This window comes from Crossiella sp. S99.2 (assembly GCF_023094165.1).
GTDB lineage: Bacteria > Actinomycetota > Actinomycetes > Mycobacteriales > Pseudonocardiaceae > Crossiella.
This window is the reverse complement of the sequence record NZ_JALMDK010000002.1, coordinates 57,996-73,651: the sequence shown is the minus strand read 5'-3', so window position 1 is coordinate 73,651 and position 15,656 is coordinate 57,996. Positions and strand designations below refer to the sequence as shown.

The window sequence follows — 15,656 nt, the reverse complement described above, 5'->3', positions numbered from 1 at the left end:
CTTGAATCAGAGGCGACACTGGGGCGTTCGTCTGTGACGGTAGCATCGGTGCATGTCGTCTGTCGAGGCTGATGTTTCGGTGGTGTGGAGCATGCTGTCCGAGCCTCGGATGGCCCCATACCTCAAACAGGCCCGCAACGACAAAGGTGAGGCTCTTTCACTGTACGAGTGGAGTGCGCGAACATCAGCGGCGGCTTTCGAGGCTGTCGGGCATCTTGAAGTGCTGCTCCGCAACGCACTGGATCGTTGCCTCCGTCAACATTTCCACGAGGACCGGTGTGGAATTCCGTGGTTTCTGCTGCCAACACCCGGCGGGGACCATGTCGCCGTTGCGGTGGCCGCCGTCCGAGAGCGCCTTCGGCCGCAGCGGAAGGAGACCCGGCACCAGATCATCGCCGGACTGAGCTTCGGGTTCTGGTCAGGGCTGCTCGGCCCCAGGTACGAGGAACTGTGGCGCGACTGCCTGCACCGGGCCTTCCCAAACTCCTCCGGCAAGCGCAAGCAGATCGCCGTGGCCGTCGAGCGGGTCCGGAAGTTCCGCAACCGTCTCGCCCACCACGATTCAACGATCAACGTCGACATTCCCTTTGAGGTCAGGCAGATCTTCGAACTGGCCGCCTACATCGACCCGGCTGCGGCGAAGTGGCTCGAACGGCGCAGCACCGTGATGTCCGTGTACGCCCAGCGGCCGGTCACCGAAAATGACACCGTTGTAATTCCGGCCAGGCAGGCCTGGCCGCTCTATGAAAATTGCCACGCCTATGTGTGTCAATCAGGGCGCGCCTTCCGGCCGGTCGAACGGGTCGCGTTCTACGCCGATCGGGAGATCAAGCCGGAAATTCCGGCGGTGCTGCATCGGCGAGACAACGTGGAGTGGTCCGCGGAGGAAATAAGCCGGCTGCGCAGGTCGGAAAACCGGTTCGATCGGAAGATCGCCACGGTCATCGAGGTGTCCCGGCCGGACTGGGCGGACGGGCGGTACCAGGTCTTCCTGTTGACCGGCCCCGGGCATCCCGAACACCGTCGGCTGGGCGCACCGCTGCCGCACGCCGGCACCGGGCTCGGCTCGGCCTTCGTGCGGCGGCAGCGGTACGTGTCGCTGCATGCGCTGGAGACCGCCACGAGCACCGTGGACCTTGATCGGTATCGCCCGGTTGGGTCGGCTGCGTAACCACTCCGGCGCGGAGTGTAATCTCCGCCCCGATGTCCGTTCGCCGCTCGTCAAGCCTCTCCCTACCCGCCCTACTGGGCCGGGTGGCGGCATCGCTTGCGCCGAAGGTCACCGAGGCGTTGCTCCGGGTGGAGCTGCCGGCGGCCTCCACGGCGCAGCGGGCGGCCGCGGTGGCGCATGTGCGCGGGGCGGTACTGGGGATGCCGGATCTGCTGCGGTGCGGGGTGGCGGTGGCGGCGGTGGGGTACCTGGTGGCGCGGCGGGTGCTGGGGCCGGGGGTGGCCCGGGTGAACCTGCCGGTGGTGGCCGAGTTCGTGCGGCTCACCCGGGGACTGGGGCTGGCTGGGGCGTTTGAGCGGGAACACCGGTGAGCCGGGTGTGGGACGCGCTGGTCATCGGGACCGGGCCGGGGGGTGCGGTCACCGCGCGGGCGCTGGCCGAGGCCGGGTTGCGGGTGCTGGCGGTCGAGGAGGGGGACTGGACCGAGCCTGGTTCGGTCGAGCCGTTCTCGCTGGAGCAGATGCGGCGGCAGTACCGGGGTGGCGGACTGACCGCGGCGCTGGGGCGGCCGTCGGTGGCCTACACCGAGGGGCGGGGGGTCGGTGGCGGGTCGGAGGTCAATTCCGGGCTGTACCACCGGCCGTCGGCGGAACTGCTCGACGGCTGGTCGCGGGACTGGCGGATTGACGGGCTGGGCGTGCCCGAGCTGTCCGCGCACAGCGATCTGATTGAGAAGGAACTGTCCGTCTCGACCCTGCCGTGGGCCATGCCCGCCTCCTCCCAGGTGCTGGCCAGGGGCGCGGATGCGTTGGGGTGGCGGGGTTTTGAGGTTCCGCGGTGGGCGATCTGCGATGAGCGCGGGGTGCGCAGGCAGACCATGTCGGTCACCTACTGGCCGCGGGCGATCGCGGCCGGGGTGGAGCTGCGGCAGCGGACCCGGGCGCTGCGGCTGGAGCTGAGCGGGCCGCGAGCGGTGGCCGCGGTGCTGCGGGATGTGGCCACCGGGCGGACCGAGCGGGTGCGCTTCGAGCACGTGTTCGTGTGCGCGGGGGCGATCCAGACGCCGGCGTTGCTGCAGCGGTCCGGGTTGCGGCGCAATATCGGCGGCAACCTGTCGGTGCATCCGACGGTGAAGGTGACCGCTGAGTTCGACGAGCCGGTCAACGATCCCGGTGACGTGCCGGTGTACCAGGTCAAGGAGTTCGGCCCGGCGTTGTCCTTCGGCGGTTCGGCCTCCCGGCCCTCGTTGCTGGCGCTGGCGCTGAGTGAGAATTGGCCGGCGTTCGGGCCCGCCATGCGGCGCTGGCAGAACCTGTTCGTCTACTACGCGGCGATCCAGAGCGCAGGCCGCGGGCGGGTGCTGGCGCTGCCCGGGTTCGCCGATCCGCTGGTCAGCTACCGGCTCACCCGCGGTGATCACGAGCTGCTGCGCAGTGGGCTGGCCCGGCTGACGCACCTGCTGCTGGCCGCCGGGGCCAGCGTGCTCTACCCGTCCTTCCGCGGTGCTCCGGTGGTGGCCAACCCCGCCGGGATCGCCGCCGCGGCCGCGGCCATGACCCCGGCCCGGTCCAGCCTGATGACCGTGCACCTGTGCGGGACGGTGCCGATGGGCGAGGACCTCGCCCGCTGCGGCGCCGACTCCTACGGCCGGGTGCACGGCACGGTGAACGTGCACGTCAACGACGCCTCGCTGCTGCCGTCAGCACCCGGCGTCAACCCCCAGGGCACCATCATGGCGGTCGCCGCGAGGAACGCGCAGCGCTTCCTCACCGGCCGCCTCGACTGAGCAGAAGGTCTTCATGTCCGACCTGGTTCCACCGGCTGAGCTGACCGTCCTGACCGGGGCGAGTGGCTGGTTCGGCCGCGCCTACCTGGCCCATCTCAAGGGCACCACTGACTGCCGGGTCCGGGTGCTGGTCCCGGCCGCGGCCGAGGTGCCGGGCGTGCTCGCCGCGCATCCCGGGGTCGCGGTGCACGTCGGGGACATCGCCGATCCGGAGGTGACCCGGCGGCTGCTGGCCGGGGCCGAGGGCGCGAGCGTGGTGCACGCGGCCGGGGTGATCCACCCGCGTCGCACCGCGGAGTTCACCAGGGTCAACGTGCTGGGCACCAAGGCGTTGCTGGCCGCGGCGCGGGCCGCGGGGGTGCGGCGGCTGACGCATATCTCCTCGAACTCGCCGTTCGGGGTCAACCCGCGGCCGGACGAGGTGTTCCGGCACGCCGAGCCCTACCAGCCTTATCTGGGCTACGGCGAGTCCAAGATGCACGCCGAGATCGCGGTGCTGGCCGCCAACGGCGAGGGCCTGGAGACCACCGTGGTCCGGCCGCCGTGGTTCTACGGCGAATGGCAGCCCGCGCGGCAGACCACCTTCTTCAGCCTGTGCAGGCACGGCCGGTTCCCGCTGCTGGGCGACGGGTCGATGCGGCGCTCGATGACCTACGTCGGCAACCTGATCCAGGGTGTGGAACTGGCCTCCCGGCACGTCAAGGCGCCCGGCAACGGCTACTGGGTGGCCGACGAACGGCCGTACCCGATGCGGGAGATCGTGGCCACCGTGCGGCAGGTGCTGCGCGAGGAGGGCTACGCGATCTCCAGGCGCCAGCTGCGGCTGCCGCTGGCACTGGGCGCGCTGGCCGAGCGCGCGGACCGGTTGGCGCAGGCCACCGGCCGGTACAGCCAGGAGCTGCACGTGCTCGGCGAACTGGACAAGACCATCGCCTGCGACGTCGCCACCACCACCGCGGACCTGGGCTACCGGCCCGCGGTCGCGCTGGCCGAGGGCATGCGGCGCAGCATCCGCTGGTGCCGGTCCCGCGGCATCGATCTCTAGGAGAACTTCCGTGGCACAGACCGCCCTGGTGACCGGCGGGTCGGGGTACTTCGGCTCGCTGCTGGTGCGCAGGCTGCGCGAACGCGGCGACGCGGTGCGGGTGCTCGACCTCAACGACGCCGCCGATCGACCCTCCGATGTGGACTTCGTGCGCGGGGACATCCGCGACGCCAACGCGGTGGAGCACGCCTGCGAGGACGTCGAGGTGGTCTACCACAACGTCGCGCAGGTCCCGCTGGCCCGCGATGCCGCGCTGTTCGAGTCGGTCAACGTCGGTGGCACCGAGACCCTGTTGCGCGGCTGCGCCGACGCCGGGGTGCGCAAGGTCGTCTACACCTCCTCCTCCGCGGTTTTCGGTGTGCCGGAGGAGAATCCGGTGTTCCCGGACACCCCGCCGCGCCCGGCGGAGGAGTACGGACGGGCCAAGCACGCCGGTGAGCTGCTGTGCCGGGCCGCGGTGAGCCGGGGCCTGGACGTCTCGATCGTGCGGCCGCGCACCATCCTCGGGCACGGGCGGCTGGGCATCTTCGGCATCCTCTTCGACTGGATCGCCGACGGCGCGGACGTGTTCGTCTTCGGCAGCGGCGCCAACGTCTACCAGTTCGTGCACGCCAACGACCTGGCCGAAGCCTGTGCGCTGGCTGGGAAACGGGCCGGTCCGGCGACCTACAACATCGGCGCGCGGGAGTTCGGCACCATGCGCGCGGCGCTGGAGAACCTGTGCGCGCACGCGGGCACCGGGTCCAGGGTGCGCTCGCTGCCGGTCGGACCGGCCGCGCTGGGCATGCGGGCCTCGGCCCGGCTCGGGCTGACCCCGTTCGGGCCGTACCACTGGATCATGTACTCGAAGTCGCTGTGGTTCGACACCTCCGCCGCCGAGCGGGATCTGGGCTGGCGGGCCGAGTACTCCACGGACGCGATGTTCGCCGACTCCTACGACTGGTTCCTGGCCAACCGGGATTCGCTGGCCGGCGCGAACGCCTCGCACCACCGGTCGCCGGCGAAGCAGGGCGCGCTGACCCTGCTCAAGAAGATCATGCGGTGATGGCCCGGCGCTGGCCGCTGCTGCTCGCAACGTTCGCGGTGCTGACCGGGCTGGTGCTGCCGCTGTTGCCGGTGCGGGTGGCCGATCCGGTGGTGAGCTGGCCGAAACCGGGCGGGCCTGCGGAGTCCACGGTGGCGCTGTTCGTGCCGTACCGGCCGTTGCGGGTGGAGCTGACCGTGTCCTGCGCGGTGCTGCGGGAACCACGCCAGGTCACCGTGTTCGCCACCTTCCGGCCGGCTGACGCGGACGGGCGGCTCGCCGGCCTGTACGTGTCCACTGTGGACGGTCGAGTGCAGGTGGCGGCCAACGGGCGCGAGGTGTTCGGCGGTCCGGTCGGCGGTGGCGCCTGCCAGTACCTGGTGACAGCGGTGGACGGGCGGATCTCGGTGCGCCGGGACGGGGTGGAACTCGCCGCGGTGGACGGACTGGTGCCGCAGGTGGCCGCGTTCGTCACCGAACTGCCGCCTGCCCTGGCCACCGGGCGGATCTCGCTGACCGCGCACGCCGATGCCCGGTTCCAGGCCAGTCCGACGCTGGTGAAGTACCTGCTGCTCGCGCTGTCCGGCCTGCTGGCGCTGGCCTGCGCGGTGTTGCTGCTGGTGCGTTTCCGCCGGAAACAGCCGCGGAGACTGCCGCGGCCGGGCGTGGTCGACCTGGTGGTGCCGGGGGTGCTCGCGGGCTGGGCGCTGATCGGACCGATGACCACCGACGACGGCTTCTACGTGTGGATGGCGCGCAACGTGGCCAACGTGGGCTACGTCGGCAACTACTACCACTGGTTCAACGTGCCCGAGGCGCCGTTCGGCACGCTGCAACGCTTCTACGCCGAGTGGGGTGCGATTTCGCTGCACCCGCTGTGGCTGCGGTTGCCCGCGGTGCTGGCCGGGGTGCTCAGCTTCTGGCTGCTGTGCGGGGTGCTGCGCCGGATCCAGGCCGTCCGGCCGTCGGTGCACGCGCCGGGCTGGCTGCTCGCCGCGGCCTTCCTGTGCTGGTGGCTGCCACTGGACCTGGGGGTGCGGCCGGAACCGCAGATCGCGCTGGCCACCGCGGTCACCGCCTACGCCGCGGTGCGCGCCCGGCTCGATGCGGAACCGGCCTGGCTGGCACTGGCCGCGCTGGTCGCCGGGGTCGCGGTGACCATCACGCCCAGCGGACTGCTCGCGCTGGTGCCGCCGCTGCTGGTGCTGCCCGCGGTGCTGCGTGCCCTGCCCGCGCGCGACCAGCGGATCACCTTGTGCGCGCTGCTGATCGGGGCCGGATCGATCGCGCTGCCGCTGGTGTTCGCCGAGGTCAGCCTGGGCGCTCTGCTGGAGGCGACCGCGGTGCACGGCTGGTACGGCGCGCATTCGCCCTGGTACCTGGAAATCCAGCGGTACCAGTCGCTGCTGGGCGGACTCGGCGAGCAGGGCAACGTGCTGCGCCGGGTGCCGGTGCTGCTCGGCGTCGGCGCGCTGCTGCTGGTGGCCGTGCTGCGTACCCGGCATCGCGGTGGCGCGCTGGCCGGAGCCGGGTGCTGGCCGTATGCCTGGCTGGCGCTGGGTTTCGGAGTGCTGGCGCTGACCCCGTCGAAGTGGACCCAGCACTTCGGCGCGCTCGCGGTCTTCGGCGCGCTGGCGCTGGCCTGCGCGTTCGGCAGCCTGCCACGGATCTTCGCCGAGGCCCGCGCGGGCTGGCTGCTGCGGCTGGGTTCGCTGCTGCTGGTGGTGCTGCTGCTCGGGGTGGCCTGGCACGGGCCGAACTGGTGGTGGTCCTACTCCGACCGCGGGATGCCGTTCCGGCAGCAGGAGCTGTTCGGCGGGGTGCTGGGCAATCCGTTGGTACTGCTGGCGATCGGGTTGCTGTCCGGGTTGCTGATGACCCGGCGGCGACCGCTCAACGACGAGCGCGGCCGGTGGATCGCGGTGTTCGGCTGGGCTGCCGCCGGACTGGCCAGGGTCTCCATGGTGTTCGCGGTGCTGCTGCTGATCGGGTTGTTCGGGTTCACCGCGGTGCGCGAGCCCTGGTCGCTGCGCGGTTCCTGCGGGATCGGCGACGCCATCCGGGTGCGCACCGACCGGGAGCCGATGCGATCCACCGAAACCGCCACGGTGCAGGGGTTTCTGCCTGGACGCGGATACACCGGCGAGTTCCCGCCACCGCCGCGGACCGGTCCGGTGTGGGGCAGTTTCGCCGATCTGGACCGAGGCACCGGAACACTGAACACCGGCTGGCACACCACCACCGTCGCCCCGGGTGACGTGCTGGTGGTCTCGGCGGCCGGGCTGACCGGCAGAGCCAACGCACTGCGGGCCGAGGTCGAACTGCCCGGCGCGGCCCCGGTTTCGCGGTCCCTGGACGATGAGCTGGACAGCCCGGAGTGGCGGGACTTCGTCCTGGGCACCGCCACCGAGTCCGGCATCGCCCGGGTGCGGATCTCGGCTGTGGACAACAGCATTGGCCGCGGCGGCTGGCTCGCGGTGTCCACGCCCGGCCGGGAGCACACCCACCCGCTGGCCGCCGACACCGGACCCGGGGACGGGCCGACCCTGGTGGACTGGCCGATCTCCTTCGCGCTGCCCTGCGCCCGGCCGCCGGTGCTGGCCGCCGGACTGGCCGAGCCGCCGGCCCGGATCCTGTTGACCGACGAGGACTACACCGAGATGGCCGCGATCACCCGCGATCCGCTCTGGGGCGGGGCGTACGCGAACCTGCTCGCCGTGGCGAAGTACCGCGGCGTGTCCACCCACCTGCCAGGGCGGCCGTGGGGGCGGTTCGTGGACGTGGCCTACGACTACCGGCTCGACGGCCACGCGGTGCGCGTCGAGTACGTGACCAGGCCCGGCTGGTGGCGCGGGCCCAGCATCGCGAACAAGGACTATTCCGGCCGCACCACACCGACTAAGGCGCCCCGATGAACTCGCGTGCCGCGCTCGCGCTCGCCCTCAGCACTGTCCTGTGTGGACTACTCCTGCCGTTCGCCCCGGTGCTGGTCAATGATCCGGTGCTGAGCTGGCCCAAGGATCCGGACCGGCCGGAGTCCAGTCTGGCGCTGCTGGTGCCCTACCGGCCGCTGAGCCTGGACGTACGGTTGCCCTGCGCCACGCTGCGACCGGCCAAGGCCGACACCGTGGTCTTTGCCAGCCACCGACCGGACGACGCGCACGGGGCCGCCCGCGGCTTGACCGTGCTGGCCGGGGCCGGCAACGTGCGGATCACCTCGGACGGGACGGGGCTGTACCAGGGTGTCGCGCCGGACGGCGACTGCGTGATGCGGATCAGGGCGAACACCACCGAGACCGTGGTGGAACTCGACGGCGACCGGCTGACCGCCGCACACCGGGACCCACCGCAGGTCAGCGCGTTCGCCACCACGCTGGACCCGGCCGCGGCGAGTGGCCTGAGCGCGGTCGCGCACACCGACGCCCGGTTCGAGAGCAGCCCGGCGCTGCTGAAGATCCTGCTGCTGGCCACCCAGCTGCTGCTGCTCGGCGGCTGCCTGTTCCTGTTGTGGCGCGGTGATTCCCGGCGCAGGCGGCGCTGGCTGCCGCGGCGGCCGGGCTGGCTGGACGGGGTCATGCTGATCGTGCTCGGCGCCTGGGCGGTGGCCGGGCCGATGACCGACGACGACGGCTTCTACGCGGCGATGGCGCGGGCCGCGGCGGACACCGGGTACGTGGGCAACTACTACCACTGGTTCAACGTCACCGAGGCCCCGTTCAGCCTGCTGCAACAGCTGCTCACGCCGTGGGTGCAGCTCAGCCAGGCCCCGCTGTGGCTGCGACTGCCCTCGCTGGTGGCCGCGTTCGGCACCTGGCTGGTGCTCAGTCGCGGCGTGCTGCCCCGGCTGACCGAGCGCCAGCCGCGGATCCTGACCGCGGCGGTGCTGCTGTGCTGGCTGCTGCCGTATGGCATCGGGGTGCGGCCGGAGCCGTGGGTGGCGCTGGGCTCGGCCTCGGTGCTCGCGCTGGTGCTGCGCGCGCTGGCGCACGGCCGGGCCTTCCCGCTCGGCGTGGCCGCGGCGCTGGCCGGGCTGTGCGCGGCCGTCACCCCCAGCGGGCTGGTCGCGTTCACCCCGTTCCTGGGACTGGCCCGGCCGCTGAGCCGGTTGCTGAAGGCGCGGCGGGGCGGGCTGCTGGTGCTGGCCTGCGCGTCCACCGGGCTGCTTGCGGTGTTCGCCGACACCAGCCTGGGCGCGGTGCTGGAGGCGACCAGGGTGCACGGCGAGATCGGCCCGGCGCTGGCCTGGCACGAGGAGATCGTCCGGTACTTCTTCCTGCTGGACGAGGGCAGCATGGGCTCCTTCGCCCGGCGGTTCCCGGTGCTGCTGGCGCTGGGTCTGCTCCTGCTGCTGCCGGTGCTGCGGCTGCGCATCCGCAACCGGGTCAGCGACACCCTGCCGCCACTGGCCGCGGCGGCCGGTCCGGGGATCGCGCTGGCCGCCGGGCTGGGCCTGCTGTGGCTGGCGCCGTCGAAGTGGACGCACCACTTCGGCTCGCTGACCGCGCTGGCCACCGTGGTCACCGCGCTGGTGCTGGCCGAACTCCCGGCCGCACTGCGGCTGGCCGGCTACACCTGGCGCGGCGGGCTGGCGCTGACCGCGGGCAGCGCGGCACTGGTCGCGCTGGCCATGGCCGGACCGAACACCTGGTACGGCTACTCCCAGTTCGGGGTGGACCCGAAACTGCCCTCGATCCTGGCGAACCCGTTGCTGTGGCTGGGCATCGGCCTGGTGCTGGCCTGGTGCTGGCGGGACCTGCTGCCCGCGCCGCGGCTGATCCTGGTGCTGGGCCTGGTGACCAGCCTGCTGCTGACCGTGGGCACCTTCACGCTGGCCACCTGGCGGCTGCGCGACTCCTGGTCGATGGCCAAGGAGAACTTCCGGCACGTGGCCGGTCAGAGCTGCGGGATGGCCGATGAGGTCAGCACCCTGACCTACCAGCGGCTGACCCCGCAGCACAGCGTCCCCTCCCCAGGCGGCGCGCCCAGTCCGCCGCCGGAGGAGCAGCCGGTGTGGGGCACCTTCGGCCGGCTGGGCGGCCCCGGCCACGAGTGGTTCACCGGTGAGGTGCTGACCCCCTGGCACGCCCTGCCCGAGCTGGGGCCGGGTCAGGACATCTCGGTGCAGCTGGCCGGGAAACTCAACGGCGGCAACACCGCCACCGTCCACTTCGGACACCAGGACCGAGTGCTGGCCGAGCAGACCGTCACCGACGTGCAGGACTCCCCCGACTGGCGCGAGACCGGCCTGCGCCCACCGCCGGGGGCCACCCAGGTCCGGGTCAAGCTGCGCGACGGCACGGTCGGCGCCGGTGGCTGGCTGGCCACCACCGCACCCCGCCTGCGCTCGGCCCACCCGCTGCTGGCCCTGCTCGGCCCGGACCGCCCGGTGATGATCGACTGGCAGCTCTCGCTGGCCTTCCCCTGCCTGCGCGCCGCCAGGGTCAGCCACGGCCTGACCGAGGCTCCCGAGTACGTGCTGGTCCCGCGCATCCGCGACCGCTGCAAACGCTACGGCGCCGCCTGCCTGCCCTTCGGCGTGCCGGGCATCGCCCGCGAGGAACCCCAGGGCGGCTCGTTCCTGCCCGCGCACCAGGCCGCCGCGGCCCGCCCGGAACTGCCGACCCGGTTCGCCGGGCTGCCGGAGCGGAGCAGGCGGATGGGCGATGACTGGGGTGCGCTGATCCGGTACGACTACCCGTTTGACGGGCACGGGTACCGGCTGGAGCTGCGGGAACGGCTGCTGTCCGGGTGGGAGTGGGGGTGGCGGCAGCCGATCGTGCCGTCGCTGGAGAAGCAGCGGGAGCAGTACGCGAACAACTAGGTCCAGATGCTGCTGATGGGTGCGGCGGTGATGCGATCGCCCATCGGGAAGACGCGCGGTCCGGTGTGCAGGACGATGCCGTGCACGAACTTGTCGCCGAGCTGGTCGCGCAGCCACTCCAGATGCTTGGCCGAGTCCTGGCCCGGCGCGGCGCTCGCCTTGATCTCGATGCCGATCACCCGGTGCCCGCCCAGTTCGATGACCAGGTCCACCTCGTGCCTGCCGCCCTGGTCCCGCAGGTGGTAGATCCTCGGGGCGTGCTCGCTGAGCGGCAACTCGGCGCGCAACTGGGCGAAGACGAAGGTGTCCAGGAAGCGGCCGAGCAGGTCGCCGTCCCGGAGCAGGCCCTCCTCGTCCAGGCCCAGCGCGGCGGCGAGCAGGCCGGGGTCGAGCACGTACCGCTTGGGACCACGGACCAGCCGCTTCAGCCGGTTGGAGTGCCAAGCGGGCACGGCCGCCACCACGAACAGGTTGGTCAGCAACCGTTCGTACGCCTCGCCGGTCTTCCGGTTCACTCCGGCGGTGTCCAGCAGGGTCTGTTCGGTGGCCAGTCCGGCGGTGTTCAGCGCGTACGCCTCGAAGTACCGGTGCAGCCGGTCCGGATCGCGCAGCACGTCGACCTGGGCCAGGTCCCTGGTGAAGAGCTGGTCCAGGTAGCTGTGCGCCCAACGGCGGCGGCCGCGTTCGCTCAGGTGCAGCGCGGCCTCGGGGAACCCGCCCTGCAGCGCCAGCTTCAGGTAGGCCCGCAGGTCGGCCCGATAGGCCGGGGCGCGGAGCCCGGCCCTGCCCTCGGCGAGGACGCGGTCGATGAACGGGGGCCTGCTCAGGTCGGCGCCGATCAGCTCCCCGACGGTGAGGCCGGACATGTCCACCCGCAGCAGGCGGCCGGTGCCTGGCCAAGTCGGCTGTTCCAGATCGGCGTGCACCGAGCCGGTGATGATGAACCGGCCGGGCCTGCGCTCGGTGTCCACCGCCCGTTTGACCGCGCTCAGCACGGACGGCACCAGCTGCCACTCGTCGAGCAACACCGGCTCGGGCAGGCCACGCAGCACCACATCGGGATCGGCCGCCAGCGCGGTCGCCTCGGCAGGCTGGTCCAGCCGGATGATCGTCTTCGCGTGCTCGGCGGCACTGGTCGTCTTGCCGACACCGCGAGGGCCTAGCACCAGCAGGGCGGGGAACTCGGCTACCAGCTCGGCGATGAGCTGATCACAGAGACGAGCCAGATACTCCGCCATAGCAACACAGTACCACTTTCACACATTGATCAATACCACTTTGATGCACTCATGGGCACCGGTCTCACACGCCTCTGAGTACTGCTTTCGTCCGCGGTCAGCTCAGGTAGACCGCGACCGAGAGGGTGGCCAGCCAGCACAGGCCGAGGGCCTGCAGGGGGCGGTCGGAGAGGATCAGGTGTTCGGGGGCGCCGGCGTTGGCGCTGTCCACGTCCACGGCGTAGCGCAGGACCGCCATCACAAACGGGATCATGGACAGCACGGCCCAGACCGAGTGCGAGCGTTCGCGGATCTCGAAGGCCCACAGGCCGTAGGTCATGATCAGGACGGTGGCCGAGCTGCCCCACACGAAGCGCAGGTAGGACGAGGAGTAGCGGTCCAGGCTGCGGCGGATGCGGGCGCCGGTGCGTTCGGCGTAGCGCAGTTCGGCGTAGCGCTTGCCCGCCACCATGAACAGCGAGCCGAAGGCCGCGGCCAGCAGGAACCACTGGGACAGCAGGATGCCCGCGGCCGCGCCACCGGCGATGGCGCGCAGCAGGAAGCCGGAGGCCACGATGCACAGGTCGATCACCGGCTGGTGTTTGAGCGCCAGGCAGTAGCCGACCTGCACGGCCAGGTAGACCGCGACCACCGCGGTGAGATCCAGTGAGGCAACGGTGGAGGTGGCCAGGGCAGCGGTCAGCAGCACCGCGGCCAGGGCCAGGGCCAGGCGGGGCGGCACGATGCCGGCCGCGATCGGGCGGCGGCACTTCACCGGGTGCGCGCGGTCGGCCTCGACGTCCTGGACATCGTTGACCAGGTAGATGGCCGAGCCTGCCAGGCAGAAGGCGGCGAAGGCGATGCCCGCGGCGGCCAGCACCCTGGGGTCGCCGACCGTGCCGCTGGCGAACGGGGCGGCCAGGACCAGCACGTTCTTCACCCACTGGCGTGGTCGCAGCGCGCGGGCCAGGCCGCGGAGCTGGACGCCGAAACCCAGGCTGGGGGCCGGGGCGATCGCCGAGGCGGTCACCGGAGCAGACCCATGGCCGAGCGCACGCCAGCGCCGACCGCGGCGCCCAGGGCGGCCCCGGCCAGCACGTCGCTGGGGTAGTGCACGCCGAGCACCAGCCGGCTCAGCGCCATCGGCGGCACCACCGCGGAGAGCAGCACAGGTGTGGCCTGCCTGCCTGCCAGGCCGCCGAGCAGCACCGCGGCGGCGGTGCTGCTGGTGGCGTGCGCGGAGGGGAAGCTGAGCTGGCTGGGAGTGCCGGTGCGGACCTCGATCTCCGGGTGGTCCGGGCGCGGCCTGCGCACCGCCCGCTTCACCGCGATCGAGGCCGCGTGCGCCAGCGCCACGCCCGCGGTGGCCACGATCCACTGTGGACGGCGGCGGCGATCCAGGGCCGCGCCCGCCGCGCCGAGGGCCAGCCAGCCCGCGGCGTGCTCGCCGAACCCGGAGAGCACCTTGGCCGCGGTGATCGCCCGCTGGTCCGAGAGTGCGCGCTGGATGCCTTGCACGGCAAGGCGTTCCAGCTTCATCGGTCGTCACCGAAGGCCCGTTGCCACGCCTCGTGCGCGGTCAGGTCGGGCAGGGCGCGGCGGAAGTCCTTGCGACTGCGCGGGAACTCGCGCAGCAGCCGCAGGTGGTTGCCCAGCGCGCGGCTGAGCAGTCGCCAGAAGATCCGCGGATCGCGCTTGCGGAAGGCCACCCCGCGCCCGTCCGCGGTGGCCACGGTCGCGCCGTCCAGCCGGGCCAGCAGGAACCAGCGGGCGTCCTGGGCCGGGATGTTGAGCTGCGGGCGCAGCAGGTGCTTGGTGTTGGTGGGCAGCACGTTGCGCACGATCGCGGACAGCACGGTGCGGGCGATGGTGAGCGGGGTGCCCGGCGGGCGCAGGAACCGTTCGGCCTTCACCGCGTCCATCGAGGGCAGTGGCAGCCGCCGGGCCGAGGGCAGCACCCGCCCGTCGTCGTACTCGCCGCGCTGCTCGCGGATCTCGCCGAGCGCGGTGGGCAGCTTGCGGAACAACGACTTCGGCCCGTCCAGAAAGTCCCGGATGGCCATGTCCTGCAAGGCCACCGTGGAGTACTCCAGGGACAGCAGGTGCTTGAGCGTGCTGCGCAGGCTGTGCCGGACCAGCTCGCCGCCGCGCGGGTGCGGGCTGTACAGCGCGGCCGCCACCAGCCGGTTGCGCAGGTGGAAGTAGGCCTGCCAGTCGGTGGAGTCGTCCTTGTCCGACCACGGCATGTGCCAGATCGCCACCCCGGGCAGGGTCGCGGTCGGGTAGCCGGCGCGACCGGCGCGCAGCCCGAACTCCGCGTCGTCCCACTTGATGAACAGCGGCAGCGGCAGCCCGATCTTCTCCACCACCTGCCGCGGGATCAGGCACATCCACCAGCCGTTGTAGTCCACGTCGATGCGCCGGTGCAGCAGCGGCGCCTCGCGCAGGGACTCCTTGGCGAAGTCGTGGTCGTAGCGCACGTTCGGCGCGGCCCGCCACATGAACTTGCGCCGGTCCACCACCTCGCCCATGGAGTGCAGGTGCGAGCGGGCCTGGAGGTTGAGCATCTGCCCGCCGACCAGGGTGGGGTGCTCGGCGTAGCGGGCGAAGGCCAGCGCGCGCAGGATCGAGTCCGGCTCGATCACGATGTCGTCGTCCATCAACAGGATCTGCTCGCAGTCGGTGCCGCGCACCGCCTCGTGCATGACCCTGGCGAACCCGCCGGAGCCGCCCAGATTCGGCTGGTCGTGCACCCGCAGCCGCTCGCCGAGCCGGGCCGCGGCGACCTCGAAACCGTTGGCGTCGCTGACTTTCTTGTTGCCCTGGTCGGCCACGATGACCGCCTGCACCGCGGCCAGCACCAGCGGGTCGGCGCCGATGGTGGCCAGCGCGCCCACGCAGTCGTCCGGCCGGTTGAAGGTGCAGATGCCGATGGCCACCGAGGACGCCCGCAGTGGCTCGACCCCAGCGTGCCAGCCCGCGGCGAGCAGGGTGACCTCGTGCTCCTCCTCGGTGGTGATGTCGAACCAGTACCAGCCGCCGTCCTCGAACGGGGCCAGGTCCAGCACGAACTTCAGGTCCGAACGCGAGCCGCCCTCGCGGACTTCGCCGCCGACGTGGATCTGGGTGCCGTCGGCCTTGGAGCGGTACAGATCGATCCGGCAGTCCCCGTCCACGCTCAGGTGCAGCTCGACCTGTTCGAGGGTGGTCCAGCGCCGCCAGTAGCTGGCCGGGAAGGCGTTGAAGTAGGTGGCGAAGGAGATCTCGGACTGTTCCGGGATGCGCAACGCGGTGCGGGACAACGGTTTCGCCCGCCGCTTGTTGGTCAGGTCCTCGTCCAGGTAGAGCGCGCGCACGTCCAGCGGGTCGCCGGGCCTGGGCAGGATGATCCGCTGCAACAACGTGCCGGGCGGCGCGGCGGGCTGCTGGGGCAGGCTCACGGACTGCGCCGTGGTCGAGCTGGACATCGTGGGGACCTCGTCTGGGAGCGGGGGCGTGGGTGCAGATCACACGCGACACAGAAAAACCCAAGAGGGGGCGGCCAATTCGCCGCCCCCTCTTGGGCATCGGTCCACTTCAGACAAACCTCAAG

At 71.8% G+C, this 15,656-nt stretch carries 11 protein-coding genes; 7 read left to right on the top strand and 4 right to left on the bottom strand.

The features are described from left to right. Positions 1-52 precede the first annotated feature (52 nt). The 7 genes from MZC64_RS06690 to MZC64_RS06660 all read left to right on the top strand — a co-directional run bounded on the left by MZC64_RS06690 (position 53) and on the right by MZC64_RS06660 (position 10,847). Complete coding sequence (locus MZC64_RS06690) at positions 53-1,171, top strand: hypothetical protein (RefSeq protein WP_247761021.1); 1,119 nt, start codon at positions 53-55, stop codon at positions 1,169-1,171. 83 nt (positions 1,172-1,254) lie between these two features. Then, positions 1,255-1,542 carry a hypothetical protein gene (locus MZC64_RS06685; RefSeq protein ID WP_247761020.1) on the top strand — a complete coding sequence of 96 codons (288 nt, stop codon included), beginning with the start codon at positions 1,255-1,257 and terminating at the stop codon, positions 1,540-1,542. After that, on the top strand, positions 1,539-2,957 hold the full coding sequence (locus tag MZC64_RS06680) for a GMC family oxidoreductase (protein ID WP_247761019.1): 1,419 nt from the start codon (positions 1,539-1,541) through the stop codon (positions 2,955-2,957). The genes MZC64_RS06685 and MZC64_RS06680 overlap by 4 nt, the downstream gene beginning before the upstream one ends. 13 nt (positions 2,958-2,970) lie before the next feature. Beyond that, positions 2,971-4,002: an NAD(P)-dependent oxidoreductase gene (locus tag MZC64_RS06675; RefSeq protein ID WP_247761018.1), complete on the top strand. Its 1,032-nt coding sequence runs from the start codon at positions 2,971-2,973 to the stop codon at positions 4,000-4,002. A gap of 10 nt (positions 4,003-4,012) precedes the next feature. Further along, a complete protein-coding gene (locus MZC64_RS06670; RefSeq protein WP_247761017.1) occupies positions 4,013-5,047 on the top strand; it encodes an NAD-dependent epimerase/dehydratase family protein in 1,035 nt (344 codons plus the stop codon). Further along, entirely contained in the window at positions 5,047-7,941 is a 2,895-nt protein-coding gene (locus MZC64_RS06665; protein ID WP_247761016.1) for an arabinosyltransferase domain-containing protein, read from the top strand. Before MZC64_RS06670 ends, MZC64_RS06665 begins: the two co-directional genes overlap by 1 nt. After that, on the top strand, positions 7,938-10,847 hold the full coding sequence (locus MZC64_RS06660) for an arabinosyltransferase domain-containing protein (RefSeq protein WP_247761015.1): 2,910 nt from the start codon (positions 7,938-7,940) through the stop codon (positions 10,845-10,847). Before MZC64_RS06665 ends, MZC64_RS06660 begins: the two co-directional genes overlap by 4 nt. Here MZC64_RS06660 and MZC64_RS06655 read toward each other — a convergent pair. The 4 genes from MZC64_RS06655 to MZC64_RS06640 form a co-directional block, all read right to left on the bottom strand. Continuing rightward, positions 10,844-12,085, bottom strand: a complete 1,242-nt coding sequence (locus MZC64_RS06655) for an ATP-binding protein (protein WP_247761014.1) — start codon at positions 12,083-12,085, stop codon at positions 10,844-10,846. The two genes, MZC64_RS06660 and MZC64_RS06655, sit on opposite strands and share 4 nt — an antisense overlap. A 97-nt stretch (positions 12,086-12,182) precedes the next feature. Further along, on the bottom strand, positions 12,183-13,094 hold the full coding sequence (locus MZC64_RS06650) for a decaprenyl-phosphate phosphoribosyltransferase (RefSeq protein ID WP_247761013.1): 912 nt from the start codon (positions 13,092-13,094) through the stop codon (positions 12,183-12,185). Next, the gene (locus MZC64_RS06645; protein ID WP_247761012.1) at positions 13,091-13,603 is read right to left on the bottom strand and encodes a phosphatase PAP2 family protein; all 513 of its coding nucleotides are present in this window, start codon (positions 13,601-13,603) and stop codon (positions 13,091-13,093) included. Before MZC64_RS06645 ends, MZC64_RS06650 begins: the two co-directional genes overlap by 4 nt. Continuing rightward, positions 13,600-15,531 carry a glycosyltransferase gene (locus MZC64_RS06640; protein WP_247761011.1) on the bottom strand — a complete coding sequence of 644 codons (1,932 nt, stop codon included), beginning with the start codon at positions 15,529-15,531 and terminating at the stop codon, positions 13,600-13,602. The genes MZC64_RS06645 and MZC64_RS06640 overlap by 4 nt, the downstream gene beginning before the upstream one ends. Positions 15,532-15,656 lie beyond the last annotated feature (125 nt).